At 57.5% G+C, this 21,608-nt stretch carries 18 protein-coding genes and 1 pseudogene; 5 read left to right on the top strand and 14 right to left on the bottom strand.

What is annotated here, in order from left to right; all coding sequences use genetic code 11:
• The first annotated feature begins 382 nt into the window (after positions 1-382).
• Positions 383-1,462 carry a YncE family protein gene (locus ACL2XP_RS15100; RefSeq protein ID WP_413733588.1) on the top strand — a complete coding sequence of 360 codons (1,080 nt, stop codon included), beginning with the start codon at positions 383-385 and terminating at the stop codon, positions 1,460-1,462.
• Positions 1,463-1,813: 351 nt separating this feature from the next.
• Positions 1,814-3,997 (top strand): TonB-dependent siderophore receptor, encoded by a 2,184-nt coding sequence (locus ACL2XP_RS15095; RefSeq protein ID WP_413733587.1) that lies wholly within the window; start codon positions 1,814-1,816, stop codon positions 3,995-3,997.
• Positions 3,998-4,153: 156 nt separating this feature from the next.
• Here the strand turns inward: ACL2XP_RS15095 and ACL2XP_RS15090 are convergent, their stop codons facing one another.
• A complete protein-coding gene (locus ACL2XP_RS15090) occupies positions 4,154-4,726 on the bottom strand; it encodes a YceI family protein (protein WP_413739175.1) in 573 nt (190 codons plus the stop codon).
• On the bottom strand, positions 4,713-5,309 hold the full coding sequence (locus tag ACL2XP_RS15085; RefSeq protein ID WP_413733586.1) for a cytochrome b: 597 nt from the start codon (positions 5,307-5,309) through the stop codon (positions 4,713-4,715). The genes ACL2XP_RS15090 and ACL2XP_RS15085 overlap by 14 nt, the downstream gene beginning before the upstream one ends.
• A gap of 143 nt (positions 5,310-5,452) precedes the next feature.
• On the opposite strand from ACL2XP_RS15085, the pseudogene ACL2XP_RS15080 reads away from it, so the two are divergent.
• Positions 5,453-5,590, top strand: a pseudogene (locus ACL2XP_RS15080) (aldo/keto reductase); the annotation flags it as partial.
• Here ACL2XP_RS15080 and ACL2XP_RS15075 read toward each other — a convergent pair.
• The 11 genes from ACL2XP_RS15075 to ACL2XP_RS15025 all read right to left on the bottom strand — a co-directional run bounded on the left by ACL2XP_RS15075 (position 5,590) and on the right by ACL2XP_RS15025 (position 18,165).
• Complete coding sequence (locus tag ACL2XP_RS15075) at positions 5,590-7,191, bottom strand: gamma-glutamyltransferase family protein (protein WP_413733585.1); 1,602 nt, start codon at positions 7,189-7,191, stop codon at positions 5,590-5,592. The pseudogene ACL2XP_RS15080 and the gene ACL2XP_RS15075 overlap by 1 nt on opposite strands.
• Before the next feature lie 18 nt (positions 7,192-7,209).
• Positions 7,210-8,085 (bottom strand): ABC transporter permease, encoded by an 876-nt coding sequence (locus ACL2XP_RS15070; protein WP_413733584.1) that lies wholly within the window; start codon positions 8,083-8,085, stop codon positions 7,210-7,212.
• Position 8,086: 1 nt separating this feature from the next.
• The gene (locus ACL2XP_RS15065; RefSeq protein WP_413739173.1) at positions 8,087-9,031 is read right to left on the bottom strand and encodes an ABC transporter permease; all 945 of its coding nucleotides are present in this window, start codon (positions 9,029-9,031) and stop codon (positions 8,087-8,089) included.
• 24 nt (positions 9,032-9,055) lie between these two features.
• Positions 9,056-10,573 carry an ABC transporter substrate-binding protein gene (locus ACL2XP_RS15060; RefSeq protein ID WP_413733583.1) on the bottom strand — a complete coding sequence of 506 codons (1,518 nt, stop codon included), beginning with the start codon at positions 10,571-10,573 and terminating at the stop codon, positions 9,056-9,058.
• A 22-nt stretch (positions 10,574-10,595) separates the two neighbouring features.
• Positions 10,596-11,660: an ABC transporter ATP-binding protein gene (locus ACL2XP_RS15055; protein WP_413733582.1), complete on the bottom strand. Its 1,065-nt coding sequence runs from the start codon at positions 11,658-11,660 to the stop codon at positions 10,596-10,598.
• The gene (locus ACL2XP_RS15050; RefSeq protein WP_413739172.1) at positions 11,657-12,670 is read right to left on the bottom strand and encodes an ABC transporter ATP-binding protein; all 1,014 of its coding nucleotides are present in this window, start codon (positions 12,668-12,670) and stop codon (positions 11,657-11,659) included. Before ACL2XP_RS15050 ends, ACL2XP_RS15055 begins: the two co-directional genes overlap by 4 nt.
• On the bottom strand, positions 12,667-13,377 hold the full coding sequence (locus ACL2XP_RS15045; protein ID WP_413733581.1) for a FadR/GntR family transcriptional regulator: 711 nt from the start codon (positions 13,375-13,377) through the stop codon (positions 12,667-12,669). The genes ACL2XP_RS15050 and ACL2XP_RS15045 overlap by 4 nt, the downstream gene beginning before the upstream one ends.
• Before the next feature lie 427 nt (positions 13,378-13,804).
• Complete coding sequence (locus ACL2XP_RS15040) at positions 13,805-14,671, bottom strand: ketose-bisphosphate aldolase (protein WP_413733580.1); 867 nt, start codon at positions 14,669-14,671, stop codon at positions 13,805-13,807.
• Between the two features lie 5 nt (positions 14,672-14,676).
• Positions 14,677-16,089, bottom strand: a complete 1,413-nt coding sequence (locus ACL2XP_RS15035) for a PTS fructose transporter subunit IIC (RefSeq protein WP_413733579.1) — start codon at positions 16,087-16,089, stop codon at positions 14,677-14,679.
• Positions 16,090-16,133: 44 nt separating this feature from the next.
• Positions 16,134-16,595, bottom strand: coding sequence for a PTS sugar transporter subunit IIA (locus ACL2XP_RS15030; RefSeq protein ID WP_413739171.1), 462 nt, complete (start codon positions 16,593-16,595; stop codon positions 16,134-16,136).
• 58 nt (positions 16,596-16,653) lie between these two features.
• Positions 16,654-18,165 (bottom strand): BglG family transcription antiterminator, encoded by a 1,512-nt coding sequence (locus tag ACL2XP_RS15025; RefSeq protein ID WP_413733578.1) that lies wholly within the window; start codon positions 18,163-18,165, stop codon positions 16,654-16,656.
• Between the two features lie 340 nt (positions 18,166-18,505).
• On the opposite strand from ACL2XP_RS15025, the gene ACL2XP_RS15020 reads away from it, so the two are divergent.
• Positions 18,506-18,724 (top strand): PhzF family phenazine biosynthesis protein, encoded by a 219-nt coding sequence (locus ACL2XP_RS15020; protein ID WP_413733577.1) that lies wholly within the window; start codon positions 18,506-18,508, stop codon positions 18,722-18,724.
• Between the two features lie 364 nt (positions 18,725-19,088).
• Positions 19,089-20,402, top strand: coding sequence for a CynX/NimT family MFS transporter (locus tag ACL2XP_RS15015; protein WP_413733576.1), 1,314 nt, complete (start codon positions 19,089-19,091; stop codon positions 20,400-20,402).
• Here ACL2XP_RS15015 and ACL2XP_RS15010 read toward each other — a convergent pair.
• Positions 20,304-21,521 carry a multidrug effflux MFS transporter gene (locus ACL2XP_RS15010; RefSeq protein WP_413733575.1) on the bottom strand — a complete coding sequence of 406 codons (1,218 nt, stop codon included), beginning with the start codon at positions 21,519-21,521 and terminating at the stop codon, positions 20,304-20,306. The two genes, ACL2XP_RS15015 and ACL2XP_RS15010, sit on opposite strands and share 99 nt — an antisense overlap.
• Between the last annotated feature and the right edge of the window lie 87 nt (positions 21,522-21,608).

The following is a 21,608-nucleotide window of genomic DNA, read 5'->3' as shown; positions in this document are numbered from 1 at the left end:
CCTCGGCAGATATTGTGAGGTTCCACGGCATGAGATCTGTGATCTTGTTAATGGGATGAGACGCGATGGCAGCGGCCCTGTTTTTGCGGCGGGTTTTATCACTTTGAACTCGTAACGAATATTACGCAGAAAACAGGTATATTTTGATCTTATCGAATCAATTATAAGGATGAACATTGTTATATGCCGCGGTGAAAAGGCTTGAACCTTATTGGGTTGGTAAAATCGTTGTGCTTTTCAAAAAATAATGATTATTATTCTCATATAAAAATCGGGACGCCATGACATCCCGGCTCTTGCTGCTTATTGATGCAATGTGAAACCACTTTGGCTGCCTGGCGCTGGTCCGGCGGCAACATCAATTCATTGAAATGGAGATATTATGGACGTGATAACGACCACCGGCGGACGACCGGGACCACGCGCGGCGCATGCGCTGCTGCTGGCTGGCGCGCTGTTGTTTACCCTGGCCCAGGGTGCGTGGGCGGCACAGGAGCCGCTGCGCAAACCCGTCGGCAAAGGCGCTTACGAGATGGCGTACAGCACGCAAGGCGACGCGCTCTACCTGGCGACCTCGCAAAGCCGCAAGCTGGACAAAGGCGGGGTGGTGTATCGCCTCGACCCGGCCACGCTTGATATCACCCAGATTATCCACAACGATATCAAACCCTTTGGCGCCGCCATCAATACCAAGACCGATACCCTATACTTCGGCAACACCGTCGACGGCGCCATCACCGCCATCGACGCCAAAACCGGCGCGGTAAAAGGCCGGCTGGTGCTGGATGGGCGCCAGCGCTCAGAAACGGTCAAACCGCTGGCGCCGCGTGAGCTGGCGGTGGACCAGGAGACCAATACCGTTTATATCGCCGGACTTGGCGAGGCCAGCGTGATATGGGTGGTGGACGGCGCTACCCTGACCCTGCGCGCCACCCTGGCCGATATCGGCAAAATGGGCACCGGGCTGGCGCTGGACGCGGCGGCGAAACGCCTGTACGTGACCAATGCCGACAACGAGCTGCTGTCCATCGACACCGGCGCCAATAAAGTGGTGATGCGCAAAAAGCTCGATGAAACCGCGACGGAACACTTTTTCCTGAACCTCAGCCTGGACCCGGCGACGCACCGCGCGTTTATCACCGATTCCAAGCAGCCGCAGGTGCTGGTGGCGGATACCCGCAACGGTAATATCCTGGCAAAAATCGACGTGCCGGCATCGCTGGCGGTGCTGTTTAACCCGGCGCGCAGCGAAGTGTACGTAACCCACCGCCAGGCGGGGCAGGTGAGCGTGATCGACGCCAAGACCTATAAGGTGCTGCGCACCATCGCTACCCCGGTGCACCCGAACAGCCTGGCCCTGTCGCCGGACGGCCAAACGCTGTATGTCAGCGTAAAGCAGGCCTCCAGCCGCCAGCAGGAAGCCACCAGCCCGGATGATGTGATGCGTATCGCGTTGCAGTAAGCCCAGGCAGGGCGCAACGGCGTCCTGCCTGACCCTTCCCGATATTCTGCCCGTCCCGGAACTGGACGTTCCGGGGGCATTTCCGCTGCTGGTTGCCCAGCGGCGGCGGTAGCAGGCGGCGGGCACTTACCCGATTGCTGCTGATATTGTCCGGCAACCGGCTTTGGATACCGCATTCAAGCCGTCGAAGAAAGCGCTGCCCGCCTCACGCAATAGTATGCTCAAAAAATCACCGTTCTTCACATTAAGGAGAAAATGTGAAGAATTCCCGCATTTGTATACAATGATAACGATTCTTATTACTATTCGTATTCTCTAAAGAAAATGTAAATTGCAATAGGATTATAATAAATGTGTGTAACTAAAAATTTCACTATGGGACCGATCGCCTTTTTATTAACCGCCATTTTCAGCAGCGGCGCCGGCGCCGAAACGACGGGGGAAACCGACGGCGAGGACGTGATGGTCGTCAAGGCCACCGCCGAAGAGGAACTGAAACAACAGCCCGGCGTATCCATTATTACCGCGGACGATATCAAAAAAGCGCCGCCGGTAAATGACCTGTCGGATATCATCCGCAAAATGCCGGGCGTCAACTTGACCGGCAACAGCGCCTCGGGCAGCCGCGGCAACAACCGCCAAATCGATATCCGCGGCATGGGGCCGGAAAATACGCTGATCCTGATAGACGGCAAGCCGGTCACCTCGCGCAATGCGGTACGCTATAGCTGGCGCGGGGAGCGCGATACCCGCGGCGACAGCAACTGGGTGCCGGTGGAGATGGTCGAGCGTATCGAAGTGCTGAGAGGGCCGGCGGCCGCGCGCTACGGTTCCGGCGCCGCGGGCGGCGTGGTGAATATTATTACCAAGCGGCCGACCAACGATTGGCACGGGTCGTTATCCCTGTATACCAACCAGCCGGAGGATGATAAAGAGGGCGCCACCAAACGGGCCAACTTCAGCCTGAGCGGTCCGCTGATCGACGATGTGCTGACCATGCGATTGTACGGCAATATCAATAAAACCGACGCCGATAGCCCCGATATCAATACCCAGCAGAACGGCTCCTATGCCGCCGGCCGCGAAGGGGTGCGCAACAAGGACATCAACACGCTGCTGTCATGGAAAATCGATCCCCGGCAAAGCATGGACTTCGAATACGGCTACAGCCGCCAGGGCAATATCTACACCGGCGACACCCAGTACAGCAACGGCAATATCAGCACCCTGGTGCCGACCCTGTACGGCCAGGAAACCAACCGCATGTACCGCCAGAATTATGGCGTGACCCATAACGGCGTCTGGGACTGGGGCCAGTCCCGCACCGGCCTCTATTATGAAAAAACCAATAATACGCGCCTGATGGAGGGATCGACGGGACGCGTCGAGGGCATGATCAATAGCGACACCTTCTCCACCAGCCGGCTGGAGAACTACAAAGCCAATACGGAGCTGAATATCCCGCTTAAGCTGCTGGTGGATCAAACCGCCACCTTGGGCGCCGAATGGAACCGCGAAGAGCTGAACGACCCGGCATCGATGCGCGCCACCAGCCAGGCCAATGCGAACATCGGCGGCGTGTCGGGCAATCCCGCGCTGCGCAGCAGTAAAAACAGCGCGGAATTAAGCGCGCTCTATTTTGAAGATAATATCGAAGCCCTGCCAGGCACCGACCTGATTCCCGGCCTGCGTTTCGATTATCACAGCAAATTCGGCGCCAACTGGAGCCCCAGCCTGAATATGTCCCAGGAGCTCGGCGAATTTTTCAAGCTCAAGGCGGGCATCGCCCGGGTATTCAAGGCGCCTAATCTGTACCAATCAAGCGAAGGGTATTTATTGCGCACCAACGGCAACGGCTGCCCGGCGGGGGTCGCCACCGGCGCCTGCTACCTGCTCGGCAACGATGATTTGGACCCGGAAATCAGTATCAACAAAGAGATCGGCCTGGAATTTACCGCCAACGGCTATGACGCCGGCATCACTTATTTCCGTAACGATTACCGTAACAAAATCGTGGCCGGCACCGATGTTATCGGCGCCGCGTCAGACGGCGGCAATATCCTGCGCTGGGAAAATGGCGGCAAGGCGCTGGTGGAAGGGCTGGAGGCTAATCTGGTGGTACCGGTGCTGCCCGATACGCTGAACTGGCGTACCAATGCCACCTATATGATCACCTCCGAGAATAAGGAAACCGGCAATCCACTGTCGGTGATTCCCAAATACACCATCAATACCATGCTGGACTGGCAGGTTAACGATAAATTGTCCGCCAATGCGGCCTGGACAATGTACGGCCGGCAGAAACCGCGTGAATACGCGGACATACGCAACGAAGTCGGCTCGCTGTCCAGCAAAGAACTGGGCGCCTATTCCGTGCTGGGCGTCGGCCTGAATTACGACGTGACAAAAAATGTCCGGGTCAATGTGGGCATCAGCAATCTGCTGGATAAACGCGTTTATCGCGAAAACGAAGGGGCATTGACCTATAACGAACCGGGACGGGCCTATTATGCCGGCTTGACCACCTCGTTCTGATTGATATTGCGCCGCCAGGGGGCAGAGAACCCTGGCGGCGGGAAAGCGGTATTCATCCTCCAGCGGCAAGCGCTACCGCTGGGCGTTCAGCAAACAACGGCGGCATCGCCGCATCTTGGGTTTCACCGGCTCAACGCAGGGGTGATGGCCGGCAGGTCACTGCCTGACCCCTTCAACCGAAATGATCACGTCCACCTGTTGCGAGGCCGGCCCCAAATCCGTGGTGATATTAAAATCTTTTAGCGCCAGGGTTCCTTCAGCTTCGAAACCCGCGCGATAGCCGCCCCAGGGATCGTTGCCCTGGCCGACCAATTTGGCTTCCAGGGTAATGGGTTTGGTCACGCCGTTTAACGTCAGGTTGCCGGTGATATCCCATTCATCGCCGTCTTTTTTCACCTGCGTGGAGGAGAAGGTGGCCTGGGGATATTGTGCTACGTTGAGGAACTCCGCGCTCCTGAGATGTTTATCGCGTTCGGCATGATTGGTATCGACGCTTGCGGTGTTAATCACCACGTTCACCTTGCTGGCGGCGGGATTATCGGCGTCGAAGGTGAAGCCGCCGTCAAAATCCCTAAAACCGCCGTAGAGCCAGCTGTAGCCAAGATGTTTGATCTTGAATTGAATAAAAGCATGCTGGCCCTGCTTATCAATTTTATACTCCGCCGCACCGGCTATGCCCGAGGCGAATAATAACGCGACCGTCGCCAGGCCCAGGCTAGTCTTTTTCAGCATGGTGTCTTTCCTTATATTGCGCAGGTTGATGAAGGCGATACCCAAGCATCCGCCTGAGGGTGATGTCGCCATCGATAAAATGATGTTTTAACGCGGCCAGGCCGTGCAATACCGACAGGATTACCACGCACCACGCCAGGTACAAATGGATGTCGCCCGCTAAATCGGCCTGCCCCGCCAGGCCGCTCAGGGTAGCCGGAACGGAAAACCAGCCGAATACATTTATCGGCTGCCCGTCCGCGGTGGAAATCAAATACCCGCTGGTAAGCAGGGCGAACAGCAGGATATATAAAGTCCAATGCGCCAGCATCGCGCCGGCGCGGGTCAGCGGCGAGTAATGGCTGAGGGGGGTGGGCGGCGGGGAAATAAAACGCCAGATCAGGCGTATGATCATCATGGCGAAAAGCAGACAGCCGATGCTTTTGTGCAGTTCGGGCGCGCGATGATACCAGGTCGCATAATAGCCAAGCGTCACCATCCACAGCCCAAGCGCAAACATGCCGTACACGGTGAACGCCACCAGCCAGTGGATAGCAATGCTGATATGGCCGAAACTGTCGGCTGAGTTGCGCCAGCGCATAAGGCGTCGTCCTCGTGGGTTTTCGTTACCATTGGTCAACAAATAAAACAGATTGAAATAAAAAAGCAATTTAAGTCGTGTCAAATACGTTAAAGTTCTGTAAACGGAAAATGCGCTTTATTAGCAAACCGCGCCCGGACGGGAAGCGACACCTCAACAGCCGGCCGGAGCATATCAGGCAGGCGGTCGGCGCATCGCTTAAACGCCTCAGGACCGACGTTGTCGACTGGCTGTACCAACATCGCGTCGACCCCGAGGCGCCCATCGAGGATGCCGCCGGTCAATACACCAGCGCCTGCCCGTCCTTGCGGGTTTCGGTCGCGGCGATGTAGACGCCCTGCGCATCGCGCACAATGGCCTGGGCGCCGCCGAAGTTGTGGATCTGCATGGGATCTTCCACGATAAGCTGATGTCCCATGGCGCGCAGGGCCGCCAGGGTATTGCGGTTCAGCGACGGCTCCACCATCACCTCGCGTCCTTTCACCACCCGCCAGCGCGGCGCGTCAATGGCCGCCTGCGGGTTTTGCCGGTGCTGCATGATGCGCAGGGCCATCTGGACATGGCCCTGCGCCTGCATGGTTCCGCCCATGACGCCAAACGTCATTAACGGCTGCCCGTTGCCGTCCAGGGCAAAGGCCGGGATAATAGTATGCAAGGTGCGCTTGTTGCCGGCGAGGCAGTTGGGATGTCCCGGCTCCAGCACAAAACTGGCGCCGCGGTTTTGCAGGCTGATGCCGGTGTCCGGCACCACGACGCCGGACCCGAAACCCATATAATTGGACTGGATAAACGACACCATCATGCCGCCGGCATCGGCGGTGGACAGATAGACCGTGCCGCTTTGCCGTGGCGCCCCAAAGACAAAATCGCCCGCCCTGGCGGGATTGATTAGCGCGGCCCGCTGTTTGAGATAATCATCCCCCAGTAAATGCTTCGCCTCGAACTCCATATGATCGGTATCGGCCACATAGCGTTCCAGGTCGGCCAGCGCCAGTTTCATCGCTTCGATGGACAGATGCAGCGCCTCCGCCGAGTCGGGATGATAACGCCCGATATCGCAATGCTCCAGAATGCCCAAGGCCATCAGAGTGGCGATCCCCTGGCCGTTTGGCGGCAATTCATGCACCGAACCGCCGGCAAAGGGGCGGGATAGCAGCTCGACCCATTCGGGCCGGTGGTTGTTTAGGTCCTCAAGCGTCAGGCCGGCGTTATGCTGCCGGGCGAAAGCGGCCATTTTCGCCGCCAATTCGCCGCGATAAAACGCCTCGCCATCGGTTTGCGCGATCAGTTCCAATGTCCTGGCCTGGGCCGGATTACGGAACAGCTCGCCGATGGCCGGCGCGCGTCCGCCGGGCGCAAAACACGCCATAAATCCCGGCTGGGCGCCAAGACGCTCGACGCCGCGCCGCCATAACGCGCCAATCAGGGGCGATACCGGAAAACCGTCGCGGGCATATTCGATGGCCGGCTGCGCCAGCGTCGTCAGCGGCAGCGAGCCGAAGCGCCGGGCCAACTCCACCCAGCCGGACACCGCGCCGGGTGTGGTTACCGCCTTCCAGCCCAGTTCCGGCATGGCCGGTAAATGAGCGTAATCCTCATATTTCCAGGCGGCGGGAGAACGGCCGGAGGCATTTAAGCCATGCAGTTGCTTGCCGTCCCAGACGATGGCGAATGCATCGCTGCCGATGCCGCAGCCGGTGGGTTCCACCACCGTCAGGGCCATGGCGGTGGCGACGGCGGCGTCCACGGCGTTGCCGCCCAGCAGCAGCATGCGCAACCCCGCCTGGGCCGCCAGCGGCTGGGAGGCGCAGACCGCGTTGCGGCCCATCATCGGCGGGCGCAGGGAAGGGTAGGCTACCTGGAAATCCAGTGGTGATGTCATCTTGTTGTCCTATGTTGATCAATTGTCGCGCGGATCCAGCGCATCGCGCAGCCCGTCGCCCAGCAGGTTAAAACCCTGGACGGTAAAAAAGATCGCCAGTCCGGGAAAAATCGACATCCAGGGTGCCTGCTCAAGGTAATTTTTCGCGGTATTGAGCATGGCGCCCCAGGACGGCGAGGGCGGCTGCTGCCCCAGTCCCAGGAATGACAGGCTGGCTTCGGTAATAATGGCCGAGGCGATGGCCAGCGTCGCCTGCACCAGAATGGGCGACAGCACATTGGGCAGCACATAACGTAGCACGATCCAGCGGTCGGGCAGGCCGATGGCCCGGGCGCCCTCGATATACTCCTCGTTGCGGATACTCATCACCTGTCCGCGCGTCAGGCGGGCGAAAATCGGCATTACCGATAAGCCGATGGCGATCATCGCATTACCCAGGCTCGGGCCGAGAAACGCCCCCAGCGCGATGGCCAGGATCAAAAATGGACACGACAGCAACGCCTCGATAACGCGTGAGATAATCCCATCCCATACCCCCTGCCAATAGCCGGCGACCAGGCCCAGCGGCACGCCGATAAAAATGGCGATAATGACCGAAATACAGCCGGCCATCAGCGAAGTGCGCGCGCCCCAAATAAGCCGGGAGAGGATATCGCGGCCCAGTTCGTCGGTGCCGAGCCAATAGAGTCCCGACGGCGGTTTGCGTACCGCCAGGAAATTGGCTTTGATCGGGTCGAAGGGCGCCAGCCAGGGCGCCAGCAGGGCGATCGCCACAAAGATCAGTACGATCACCGCTCCAATCACGGCGCTTTTATTGGCCATGAATTTTTTTATCGCCCGGCCGCCCGTCCCGGGCAGGGCCTGCGCGGCCGCGCCGGTGAGCACCTGTGACATGTTATTCTCCCCCCATGCGCGGATTGATCAGCACATACAGCACGTCGGCCAGCAGATTAAGCAGCAGAAAACCCATCGCCACCACCAGCACCACTCCCTGCACCACCGCGTAATCGCGGTTGAACACCGAATCGACGATCATCTTGCCGAAACCCGGGATGGTGAAGACCTGCTCGGTAAGCACCGCGCCGCCGAGCAGTTCGCCGAACAGCAGCGTAGTGAGGGTGACAATGGGCACCAGCGCATTGCGCAGCGCGTGTTTGAGGATCACCCGCCTGGGCAACAGGCCCTTGGCCTTGGCGGTGCGGATATAATCCGCCTTCAGCACCGCAATCATCGCCGCCCGGGTATGGCGCATCAGCGTCGCCGCCAGCCCGGTGCCCAATACCAGCGCCGGCAGCAGCAGGGTGCGCAGGTTTTGCGATACGTCCTCGGTCAGCGGCACAAAACCCGAGGCCGGCAGCCATTGCAGCTTGACTGAAAACAGCAGGATCAACAGCACCCCCAGCCAGAAGTTGGGGATGGAGATACCCGAGAGGGCGACAAAGTTGGCGCTGTAATCCACCCAGGTTCCCCGGCGCACCGCCGCGATAATGCCGGTGGTGATGCCGAGCGCCATGGCGATGATCATCGACAGCAGCGTCAGCTCGATGGTTACCGGCAGCTTGCTGGCGATAAGCGTGGTGACCGGCTCCTGGGTACGCAGCGAGATGCCCAGATTGCCGTGCAGCGCATCGCGCAGCCAGTAAAAATACTGCGCCGGTATGGGGTCGTCCAGGCGGTATTTATCGCGCAGCATGGCGATCACCGCCGGGTCGCGCTCTTCGCCGGCCATGGCCACCACCGGGTCGCCCGGCAGCAGTTTTTGCAGGGAAAAGACCATAATGCTGACCAGGAACAGGGTGGGTATCGCCAGCAATATTCGCTTGCCAATCAGTTCTAACATCATCGCTCCCGGATTCTCGGCGCGCTATTGCGCCAGTTGCATATCCGCCAGGCGGATCAACCCGTCGGGATAGGGTTTGAATCCCGATATCTTTTTCGACATACCAAAAATGCGCGGCTCGAAATACAGGTAGGCCAGCGGCATATCCTGTTGCAACTGCGCCACTACCTGGTTATACAAGGCTTGACGTTTGGCCTGGTCGGAGGTGCTGCGTGCCTGCTGTAGCCACTCATCCACCTGCGGGTTGGCGTAACGCCCGTCGTTCAGGTTGCCTTTGCTATGGATAAACGAGTAAATGCTGCCGTCCGGGTCCGGGCGGCCGGACCAGCCGGACATGCTGACCTGGAAATCTCCCCGCTGCTGGCGATCCAGCAGCGTGGCGAATTCAGTGGTTTGCAAATGAACATTAAACCCGGCTTCGCCGGCCATCGCCTGGATGACCTGGCCCACCTGCTGGGCATCCGGTCTGTTGGCCACCAGGATGGTGGTATCCACCGGCGTGGCGACCCCGGCCGCCGCCAGCAGGGATTTGGCTTTCTCCACATCCCGCGCCGACACCGGCAAATTCACATGATAAGGACTGACGGTGGAGAATGGCTGGTTAGCCGGGGTGTACTGCCCCTCGAAGGCTACCTGGTTAATGGCGTCGCGATCCAGGGACAGGGAGAACGCTTCGCGCACCCGCGCATCCTTGGCAAACGGATCGTTGGGATTGACCTTGCCGTTGGCGATATTAAAGGTCAGCCCCATATACCCCAGCCCGGTCACCTTGGCCAGGGCGAGCTTGGGATTGGCCTCGACGGTTTTCACATCGCTGGCGGCAATGCCTTCGGTCAGGTCCAGATCGCCGGCGCGCAGGTTGGCCAGACGCACCGAGGAGTCAGGAATGGGCATAAATATCACTTTATCAAAGTGGTAGGCCTGTTTATTCCAGTAATTGTCATAGCGCGTCAGCACAATGCGGTCCTGCTGCACCCGGCTGTCAAACCGGTAGGGGCCGGAGCATACCGGGTGCGCGGCAAAGTTATCCTTGGCGGCGGCCTGCGGCGCCAGCATGGCGCCCGCACGGTCGGTGAGCTGGGAGAGCAGCGCGGCGTCGGGATTTTTCAGATGAAATGTCACGCTATAGGGGCCGGTGGCCTCGACGGACGCCACCGAGGACAGTTCGCTTTTGCGCAGCGACCCCGGCAGGGTCAGCGCACGCTCGATATTAAATTTCACCGCCTGCGCGTTAAAGGCTTCGCCATCCTGGAACGTTACGCCCTGGCGCAGGTTCATGGTCAGGGTTTTGCCGTCATCGCTGTATTGCCAATCGGTGGCAAGGCCGGGCACCACCTGCAGTTTATCATCCACATCCACCAGCCGATCGCACATGGCGGCGAAGACAAAACGGCCGTAATAGGTGCGGGCCAGATGGGGGTCCAGCATGTCGGGATCGCTGCCGAGACCGATACGCAAAACGCTTTCGGCATACAGCTGGCCGCTGGCGCCGAGCAACACCAATCCACTCAGCGCGGTATAAAGCTTGTGACGGGAGTTCATGAGCATTAATTCCTTGAGGCAGTTAGGGTTTACGGGCCGCGGCGTCGACGAACAGCGCGCGCCGCCGCAGGAAAGCCGCCGACGGCGGCGCCATCACGATAACGCTGCGATCGCTGTTCAGTTCGCGCCAGCGGTGGCAGGCCACCTGGCGTTGGTCGCTGGCGGGTTCCAGCGGCGGTTCATGCTGCCGGCAGACTTCCTTGACATGGGGGCAGCGGGTATGGAAACGGCAGCCGGACGGCGGCTGCGACGGATTGGGCAAATCCCCGGTCAGCAGCGGTCCGGTGCGCCGCGCGCCTGGGGTTAACTGGGGCGCGGAGGCGATCAGCGCCCGGGTATAGGGATGCAGCGGTTGATCGAAAATATCATCGGCGGCGGCGATTTCGACGATTTGCCCCAGGTACATTACCGCGACGCGATCGCTCATATGGCGGATCACCGCCAGTCCGTGCGCCACCACGATCAGGGTCAGGCCGAACTGCTCTTTCAGGTTTTCGAGCAGGTTGACTACCTGCGCCTGCACCGATACATCCAGCGCGGAAACCGGTTCATCCCCCAGCAGCAGGGTAGGCTTGGACGCCAGGGCGCGGGCGATGCCGATGCGCTGGCGCTGTCCGCCGGAAAATTCATGGGGAAAACGCCGGGCGTACACGGCCGGCAGCCCGACGGTGCGCAGCAGTTCGGCCACCCGCTCGCGCCGCTCCGGCCGGGAGATCCGTTCATGCAGCCAGATGGGCTCGCCGACAATCTCCTCTACCGTCATGCGGGGATTGAGAGAGGCGAACGGATCCTGGAAAATAATCTGCAGCTCGCGCCGCAGCTGGTTTAACGGCCCGGCGGCCAGCTTGCCGATATCATTGCCCTGGTAGAAGACATGCCCTTCGGTGGCCGTCAGCAGGCGCAACAGCAGCCGGCCGAGGGTGGATTTTCCGGAGCCGGACTCCCCGACGATGGCCAGGGTCTCGCCCGGCCATACCTTCAGCGATACCCGATCCACCGCATGCACCTGGCGCTGGCGGGTGAACAGGCCTTTGGGACCCTGGAAAATTTTCGTCAATGCCATGCTTTCGAGGATGGGCTGGCTCATAGTCCGCCTCCCGGCGCGAAATGGTGTTCAAGCGGCGCATAAAAACAGGCGACCTCATGGCGGGCGGTGATCTGGCGCAGGCCGGGCCGGGAACGGTGGCACCGGTCGTCGGCGAACGGACAGCGGGTGGCGAAGCGGCAGCCGGCGGGCATGGCGTCGGCGGTGGGCACCGACCCCGGAATGGTGGCCAGCCTGCCGATGCGGGCCGACAGGCTGGGCATCGAAGCCATCAATCCGATGGTATAGGGATGCTGCGGGTCGCTGAAGATATCGTCCACGCCGCCGGTTTCGACAATCTGGCCCGCGTACATTACCGCCACCTGCTGCGCGACTTCCGCCACCACGCCGAGATCGTGGGTGATCAATAAAATGGCGGTGCCGGTGTCCTGCTTGATGCGGTTAAGCAGGCTTAGGATGCCGGCCTGGATGGTGACATCCAGGGCGGTGGTGGGTTCGTCGGCAATCAGCAACTGCGGGCGGTTGATCAGCGCCATGGCGATCATCACCCGCTGGCGCATGCCGCCCGAGAGCTGGTGCGGATATGACTTCAGGCGCAGATCCGGCGCCGGGATCTGCACCAGTTCCAGCATCTCCCTGGCGCGCGCCAGGGCCTGGCGGTAGCTGACGCCCTGGTGCCGGACCACCGCTTCCGCCAGCTGATCGCCCAAGGTAAACGCCGGATTGAGGGAGGTCATCGGCTCCTGGAAGATCATGGCCAACTGATTGCCGCGCAGATTGGCGTATTGCCGCGGGGAAAGGGCGCGCAGGTCGTGTTGGTTAAAATGCAGCTCGCCCTGGTCGATGCGCGCGCTGTCGGGCAGCAGCCCCATCAGCGCCAGCGAGGTGACGCTTTTACCGCAGCCGGACTCACCGACCAGCGCCAGGGTTTCCCCCGGCTGGATATGTAACGAAATATCGTCGAGTACGCTGGCCGGCGAGCCGTGGAACCGCACCCGCAGATGGGCGATATTCAGCACCGGCTGCGCGGGGGATAGGGGTATCGTCATCAGGTTCGTGGTTCCTCGTTGGCGGGCAGGACGTTGATCAGCGCCTGTTGCAGCGCTTGCAGATGTTCGGTCATGACGGCGGCGGCCTCCGCGGGCCGACGGGCCTGGAGATGCCGGACCAGGCATTGATGCTGCTGGTTGTAATTTTCCAGCCGCGCCGGATTGCGCGCCCGCTCGCGCACATGGCGCCAGCTGTCGTCGCGGCGGATGGCGTCCAGCGCGTCAAACAGGCCGAGCAGCAGCCGGTTGCCCGCCGCCTCGGCCAGCGTGCGATGAAAGGCGCTGTCCCACAGTTCGTGCTGATCGCTGTCATTGGTCTCCAGTACCTGCATGCGCTCCTGGAGACGTTCCATCAACGCCAGCTGTTCCGGCGTGGCGCGCAGGGCGGCCAGGCGCGCCAGCCCCGGCTCCAGCTGCAGGCGGGCTTCCATCACCTCCAGCAGCGTTGATTGCCGCGGCAAGGCTTGCAGCACCAGCGGCTGCGACGGGGCATCGGGGCCCAGGAAGGTGCCTTTGCCCTGTTTGCGCCATACCCGTCCTTCCATCTCCAGTACATCCAGCGCGCGGCGGATTTCCCGCCGCCCGACCTGGTAGCGCTCCGCCAGCTCCCGCTCGGTGGGCAACGGCAGCTCCGGCGAGCGATGTTCCCGGATTAGCGTCCGCAGTTGTTCCAGGGCGGAGTAGGAGGACGAATTTTTTGCTTTTGCCATGGATAAACCCTGATTCGCAACGATGGTATCGGTAATATCTTCGATTGACGGCCAACCACGAATGTATGCCGCAACGAGCGGCACCCCCGGAGAGAACCAAGCATAAATCGAACCAATTTTTTATTGGTTCGGGCTTTTTTTTCTAAAATCGGTATAGGCAACTGGAATTGCAGGGGAATTGTTTCAAACGCGCGCGCAGTCCGGTGCCGCTGCCGGTGGAAATAACCTGGTACGATGCCATTGGCCGGGAAAGGTGCACCACGGGCGGGCAAAATACGCACCGCGCCGCATCAGGGCGTTGCCCAAGGTCAGTTCGCGTGGACCTCAAGGCCGCGCCCGGTAAGGCGCGGCGGGTGGGATTGGTCCCTACCGCGCCAGGGGGCCCACGGCGCGGGCAACGCCCGGGATCAATCGAGGTGCGGGTGTCTTAGGCGGGGAGGTACAACCGGCTTTTATCCACCGAACCGAACAGCGCCATTTTATTGGCAATCACCTTGGCCGCCGCTTGCATAGGTTTAATGTAGAGTGCGTTGGGTTCATGATCGCCGCTTTTCAGCTCTTGCTCCAGCGAGACAAAAAAGGCTTTTTTCATCTCGCTGGAGATATTGATCTTACCGACGCCATAGCGGATGGCTTCGGCGACCTCGCTATCTTTATTGCCGGAACCGCCGTGCAACACCAGCGGAATGGCCACTAATTGCCTGATTTGCTGCAGCCGCTCAATATCGAGTTTGGGTTGTTTACCCTTGGGGTATAAGCCGTGAGACGTGCCGATGGCCACCGCCAGCGTATCCACCCCGGTCCGTTCGGCGAAGATTTGCGCCTGCCGTGGATCGGTAAACAGAATTTCGGCCGTGCCGCCTTCCGCGCTGCCGTTCATTGCGCCAATGGTCCCCAGCTCCGCTTCCACCGAAATATCCAGCGCATGGGCAATTTCAACGATTTGTTGCGTGATGCGGATATTTTCATCAAAGTCTTCGCAGGAGGCGTCAATCATCACCGATGTGAAACCGGCATAGATGGCTTTCATGACTTCACGCAGGTTGCGTCCGTGGTCCAGATGAATCACCACCGGTACGCTGGCATTGATGGCCAGGGTCCTGAGATAGACGATAAAATCCGCGCCGGTAAAACTCATCTCGTCGGGATGGATTTCCAGGATCACCGGCGAGCCGTGTTCTTCCGCGGTTTCAATCACCGCGCGGGCAAATTCCGCGCTGGCGATATTAAAGGCGCCGACGCCGAATTTATGTTGGTTGGCCACCGTGAGTACGTCTTTCATGGTATAGAGCATAGCGATTATCCTTCCTGAAGGGATTGGGGAACATCTTTCTTGATAAAAAGCAGAATGAGCGCGGTAAGTAATGACCCGGCGGCAATGGCGGCGCCGTAGGCCGGCACGTTGGTTATCACATTGGGAATAAACATCACAAAAATACCGCCGTGAGGCGCCCGCGAGGCGCAGCCCAGCATCATCGACAGCGCGCCGGCCAGTCCCGAGCCGCAAACGATGGCCGGTATCACCCGGAAGGGATCGGCGACGGCAAACGGAATGGCGCCTTCGGTGATAAACGACAAGCCGAGGATATAGGTGACCTTGCCGGTCTCGACTTCCTGGCGGGTGAACTTCTTTTTAAACAGGGTGGTCGCCAGGGCAATGCCGAGCGGCGGCACCATGCCGGCGGCCATGCAGGCGGCGATCGGACCATATATGCCGCTCGACATTAGCCCGATGGCAAACATGCAGACGGTTTTATTCAGCGGGCCGCCCATATCAAATGCCACCATCATGCCGAATAACAACCCGAGGATGGCGGAATTGGTATTACCCAGCGAATTGAGAAAGGTGGTCAGCAATCCCAGCAGCAGCTTGATTGGCTCGCCGATTAACAGCGCCATCACGGCGCCGGTGATGAATACGCTTAACAGCGGTACAATCAGGATCGGTTTTAAGCTAATAATGGATTTAGGCAGCGTGATATATTTATTGATCAATAAGGTGACATAACCGGCCAGAAAGCCAGCCAGCAGCGCCCCGAGAAAACCGGAACCCGTGTGTATCGCCATCATGCCGCCCACGGCGCCGGCCACGATACCCGCTTTGCCGCTGATCGACTGGCTGATGCCAAACGCCAGCACCGGTAGCATCAGCGCAAAAGCGGACCCGCCGCCGATATCCGACAGCATTTTGGCCACAGGGTTAAAACTCGGGTCGCCTGGGGTCGCCGCGGTTATGCCAAAAGCAAAACTCAGGGCAATCAATATACCGCCGGCGACCACAAAGGGGATCATCAGGTTGACGCCGGTGATCAGATGGACATATATGTCGCCAATCGCCGAGCGTGTTACCTGCCCGGCCGGCAACGACTGCACCGGCGCGTCGTCGGCCTCGCTTAACCTGCGCGCGGTCAATTCACCCCCGATGATGGCGCGCAGCAATCCTTCTGCATCCTTGGCGGCTTTGGTTACCGAAACCTCAATGATATTTTTATTGATAAAACGGGATAATTCGATTTTTTTATCAGCGGCGATAAGCACGATGTCGGCGTTTTTTATATCCTCGTTACTCAGGATATACTCGCTTTCCACTGCGCCCTGCGTTTCGACCAAAATAGGTATATTTAACTTCTTGGCGGACTTCTTGAGATTAGCCTCGGCCAGATAAGTGTGTGCGACACCCGTCGGGCATGAGGTCACGGCGATAATATTCATATTGCTTCTCCGGTAGGTAAATACAGAGTTATAGTTTTAGCGTGTCAACTTTCAGAGCGGGCAATCAATAGTCGATATAATTCGTTACGGCTTTGCAAATGAAGTAAATCATCTACTACATCATCATCACCTAATGCCATGGATATTTTTGATAATATTTTTATATGCCGGGCATCGCTGTCGGTATCTTTTACCGCAAATAAAATAACCAATCGTACCCGGGTGCCGTCTATGGTTTCCCAAGGGATATCGCCATCGACCCGTCCGATGGCAATGCGGGTTTTTAATACCGCCGTGGATTTGCCATGGGGAATGGCAATATGATTTTCGAAACCGGTCGAACCTAACTCCTCCCTTGACCAGACATCTTTTAAAAAACGGGTTTTATCCGCTAATGCGCCGCTATTAAACAGAATATCAGTGAGTTCATTAATAATCTGCTCTTTGGTCTGGGCCTGTGAGTTGAGAATAATACATTCTTCCTGCAAAACATCATCAATAGCCATGGTCAGAGTCATTCGTGGTCCTCCGCGGGGGATAAGTATCATAAGGTTTTTCATAATGCTATTTCATGTAATTTGCTACCAGGCACTCCGTCACCCGACCGATGTCTTTGGCGGTAAATAGCGCCGATACATACACTACCGGCCGGTTTATTTCTGCCAACCGGATAGTCGATATGATGATGTCCACATCATGCTGTGTTATATACCGGGCTATCTCTTGGCCAGGCACGATGCCGACAATTTCCCAGCAGGGGAATGCCCTGATTACCCGCCCATAAAGCAGCTGCGACGTGCCCAGGCCACTCGAGCACACCAGCAGCACGCGTTTTCTTTCGATATTATTTTCAATCGCCGCCTGGATGTGCACGGTCAGGTAGCCTATCTCATCATCATTGACCGGGCCGATAGTATGTTCCGCGGCAATGCCGTTGGCGGCATTTTTTACCGCGGCGAAAATGCTGCCCAGCTCATTTTTGATATCATGCAGCAGCGGATTTTTAATCCTGATATGGTATTCCAGCCGGTTCAGCATCGGCTTGACATGGGAAAGCAGCGAGGTCATCAGATGATTATCCATCGTGATATCCACGTTGATCAGCGATGAAACCCGTACGATCAACTGGCGGGTAAAGGCCAGCGAACGGCCGGCGCCATTGGTTTTTACATTACTATTATTATCAATATCGGTCTTGCCCGATGAGACCAGATATTGATAAATATATTCAGCTTCGATTTTGTTGAGCCGTATAGTATATTTATTTTCAATAGTGTTGATTATTGATAGGGCAATCTCATACATTCCCCGATCCTGAGCAATAAAATCAGCGCATGGGATTTCGCTGTCATTGATTCTCAAGTTGATTCGATGGATCAATACCAGGATATGGGTAAATAAATTGATGTAATAAGGGTCGCTAATGCGGTACTCCAGCTTGTTTTCGATGGTGGTAATCAGGTCGGTAGTAAATAATACATGCTGTTCGCCGAATTTTTCCGATAGTTCACTGAGAATGGCCGTATCGATCCGGCTTTCCATCATGTTCATATTGCTGTAAATGGATTTTAACACCAGGGATTTCATGGCAATCCGCATTGATTTCTCATTCCCGATTATTCGCGTGCCGCTGAGGTCTTTAAACAGGGCCAGATCAAAATGTATGAGCCAGGTTTCGATTTTCTTTAAATCATTGACGATAGATGCCCGGCTGATAAAATATTTTTTTGACAATTCGCTGATGGATGTCGGCTGCGGCGAGTTCATCAATAAATCCGACGCTATTTTTAACAAGCGTACGCTGCGGTTAAATACATCGCTGTCATTCATGAACACGTTTCTTGAGGTGATCTCCGCGGCATCGTTACGAAATTCGGCAATAACGCCCCGGCCGGCCTTGCTGGCCAGGAATATACCCTCAGTGGATAATTTATTATTGATCATTTCAATATCCCTGCGTATCGTGCGTTTTGATGCGACCACCAAAGACGATATCGACTCGATGCTGATATACTCTTTGTGATTAATCAGGTGCTTCATGATTTTTATCTGTCTGTCCGTCAGGTTCCTCATCATGGATTGACTCCGAATTACGCTATTATCCGCCGGTTGCTATTTATGACTATAATGGCCATATTGACAAGTTGTAAATATTAAATAGTGGCCACAATGGCTATGGCTAATTGACCACTACGCGATTATTGGCGTTAAAATATGATTAAGATCACATTTAATGGTGGAAGGATGATTATAAGCGAGAGGCAGCACTGGTTTTAGCATGGCGTTTAATCACTGCGTAAAATATACGGCGGGGATCGCTTGCCGCTATATTGCCGGAAAGGCGCTTTGAAACCACGTCCGGAGCGCTACGTTGTCGGCGCGTTGTTCCAATCCCATGGCGCCGGAATAATGATAGGTGTCGCCTGCGAGCGTCCGGGAGGATGCCGCGACGGGAACAGCAGCCGGCCCGTCGGCGACGTACCTCTTCGCCGCGGGAAACCTGAAAGACAACGAGTTGGCGAACGAGCAAGGTACGAAAATGGGACGCCGGAGCATTCTGCGCGTCCGGCTGAGGCCCGAACCTGAACTCACCGGCATTGGAGTGGTCGTGCTGCGCGGTGTCATCCTGCTTTAAAACAAGCGTTTGAAGAATTCGGAAACGCGTCCCCGCGGTCCGACATTATCCCAATAGCAGGCCAATTTGCGGCAACTGGGGGAGATGCCGTTTCCCATCCGACCCGATGATAACCCTGCCTGCCGGTGGCTGAAATGTTCTTTCAAAGCAATTTGACATTATTTTTAACGCAACACTTACTTTCCTGCTTAATGCATTCCCTTAAAATTTATATGTCGTGAGAATGATGATTCTTAACTTCCAGGAGTTAATAAAGAATATCTACTCGCTACCTGATGATAAATTTTTTTTGATAATTGCGTATGATTGTTTTTCTCCTCTAACCCAGTTTTGCCTTCGATAGAAAGAATGCCCTGAGTAAAAAATGAATAAGATCCAACCGGGGCGGCCCGGCCGGGCAAAAAAAAATACCGGCCTGGAACGCCGCATTTATAACGTTATGTTGCTAGCCGCCTTTATTGCATTGGCCTTGAATCTGCGCGCGCCGCTGACCTCCTTGCCTTCGGCGATCGCCGACATCAGGGCGGACCTCGGTATCAGTTCGGGGATTGCCGGGCTGCTGACGGCCATTCCGGTTTTCTGTTTCGGCATCCTGGCGCCGTTCGCCTCGCTGATCCTGGCACGGGTTTCCATTGAACGCGCCGTTTTTATCACATTATGCGCAATAGTCTCCGGCACGCTGTTACGGTCCGCGGGAGGATTAATGGCCATCCTGGCCGGCACCTTCGTTCTGGGGGCCGCCTTGACGCTGGGCAATATCGTTAGCCTGATGGTCATTGCCCGGGATTTTTCCCGTCGCTCCGGCGTAATGACCGGCGTATACGTAATGGCGATGAGCGTGGGAGCAATGTTGAGTTCCGCTTTCACCGCTCCGCTGGCCTCGGCGGTCGGCTGGCGTTTCGCCCTGGCGGGCTGGTGCATTTTGGCGCTGCTGGCGATGGTCCTATGGGCCGGGGTGGCATATCTGGCCGCGCATAAAGCGTCCGCGCCGCATATCGATTATCACTCGCGGCCCCGACGGGCACCGGTCGTCTCCCGCGCGCAAAGCGACATCGGGGCATCGGCGCCGGCCAATGACTCCGCCGGTCGCCGGCCGGTGGCGTGGTTGCTGGCCGCGGCTTTCGCGTGCCATACCTTTATTTTTTATGGCATGACGGCCTGGTTGCCGGATTATCTGGTGCAACGGGGGGGCATGAACATCAACCAGGCGGGTTTCGCGGCATCACTGTTTCAAATCCTCGGTATGGTGGGCTGCTTTGGCATCCCCTGGCTGAGTTCGTCCATGCATCTTTCCCATGCCCGGCTGTTTTTGATTGTGGCGATCGCGTGGTTCATTTTGCCGGTAGGGCTGATTACGGCGCCGGAAGGCTGTTTTCTGTGGATTTTTTTTGGCGGTATCGGCGCGGGAGGGGGATTTTCGGTGGTTTTCATGCTGGTCATGGCGCATGCCAGAAACCTTGATGATAACCGCGCCATGTCATCTTTTGTCCAAGGGGCGGGGTACATTGTGGCGTCAGCCAGTCCCGCCGTGATTGGCGCGCTTCATCAGCTTGCCGGCGACTGGAGGCCGAGCTTTATTTTACTGGCGCTGGTGGCCGTCATGATGGCGGCAAGCGGGTTTTGCGCCGCCGGCGATAAAAAAGAAGGCAAGGATAGCGAGCATATACGCCGCCCATAAAGTGAGCGTCATGGTAAAAACCGACGTTCCACCGATGCCGGAAAGCGGTACGCTGATGCCGCCAAAGGTGAACATGGCGACGCCTAACACCGCCGATGCGCTACCGCCCGCATTGCTGCTTTGGGTTTGCATGGCCAGCGAGGACGCAGTGGTGCAAATGGCGCTGTTGCAGGCTATGGCGAAAAACAAGATAACCAGGAAAACCGGCAAAGGCGCGCCGATGACGCCTGCCAGTAACAATGTAGTGCTAATAATGCCCGCGAACATCAATGCTCCCTTAAGCAATTTGAACTCACCGTATTTTTTGCTTAATCCTGCGGCCAGCTGTGCGGCAACGATCAGCCCGATGCCATTGATGGCAAAACAGAGACTAAACCCGAGCGGGGACATATTATAGATGCGCTGTAGTACAAAAGGGGACGCGCCGATATAAGCAAACATGCCCGCCAGCATGAGCGCCTGTGTCAGGCAAAACCCGATAAACGCCTTATGCCTGACCACCGAGCCGATAGAGCTTAACATCGCGCCGAAACTGCCCGGGTTGCGCTTTCCCTCAGGCAGGCTTTCACTGATATTAAGCCTGGCCATGACGAGCAACGCCACGCCGATCGCGGTTAGCGCCGCAAACAGGCCGCGCCAGTCCATGACCGACAGCAGCGCGCCACCCAGTATCGGGGCGACAATGGGCCCAAGCCCATTGACCATCATCAACATGGCGAAAAACGTGGTGAGCTCATGGCCTGTATAGAGATCGCGTGCAATCGAGCGCGAGAGAACGGCGCCGCCGGCACCGGCTATGCCCTGGAGAAAACGGGCCAGGATAAGTTGGGTTGCCGTCGGCGCGAGCATGCACCATACGGAGGCCATGATAAATAACGCCAGCGAGAGTAATAATGGTTTCATTCTCCCGACCTGATCGCTGATGGGCCCGAACAGAAGTTGACCGATCCCAAGGCCGAAAAGACTGGCGGTCAGCGTCAACTGAGCCGTGGAAGTGGATACATTAAGCTCCGTCGATAAGTGAGGTAGCGCCGGCAGATACAGATCGGTACACAAAGGACCGAAAGCGGCAAGTAAACCAAGATTGATTATATAGTTAACCCGGACTGACAATTTCATCCCATCTCCTGGCGAAAGAAATATAGGTAATGGGCAAACGAGCGGCCCTGGCGTTTATCGGCGCCGTCGCCGATGTCGCCCCTTTAG

The sequence above is a fragment of the Sodalis sp. RH21 genome (genome assembly GCF_047324175.1).
Classification (GTDB): Bacteria; Pseudomonadota; Gammaproteobacteria; order Enterobacterales; family Enterobacteriaceae; genus Acerihabitans.
The sequence above is the reverse complement of the archived record's forward strand: the minus strand, read 5'-3'. Positions and strand labels throughout refer to the sequence as shown.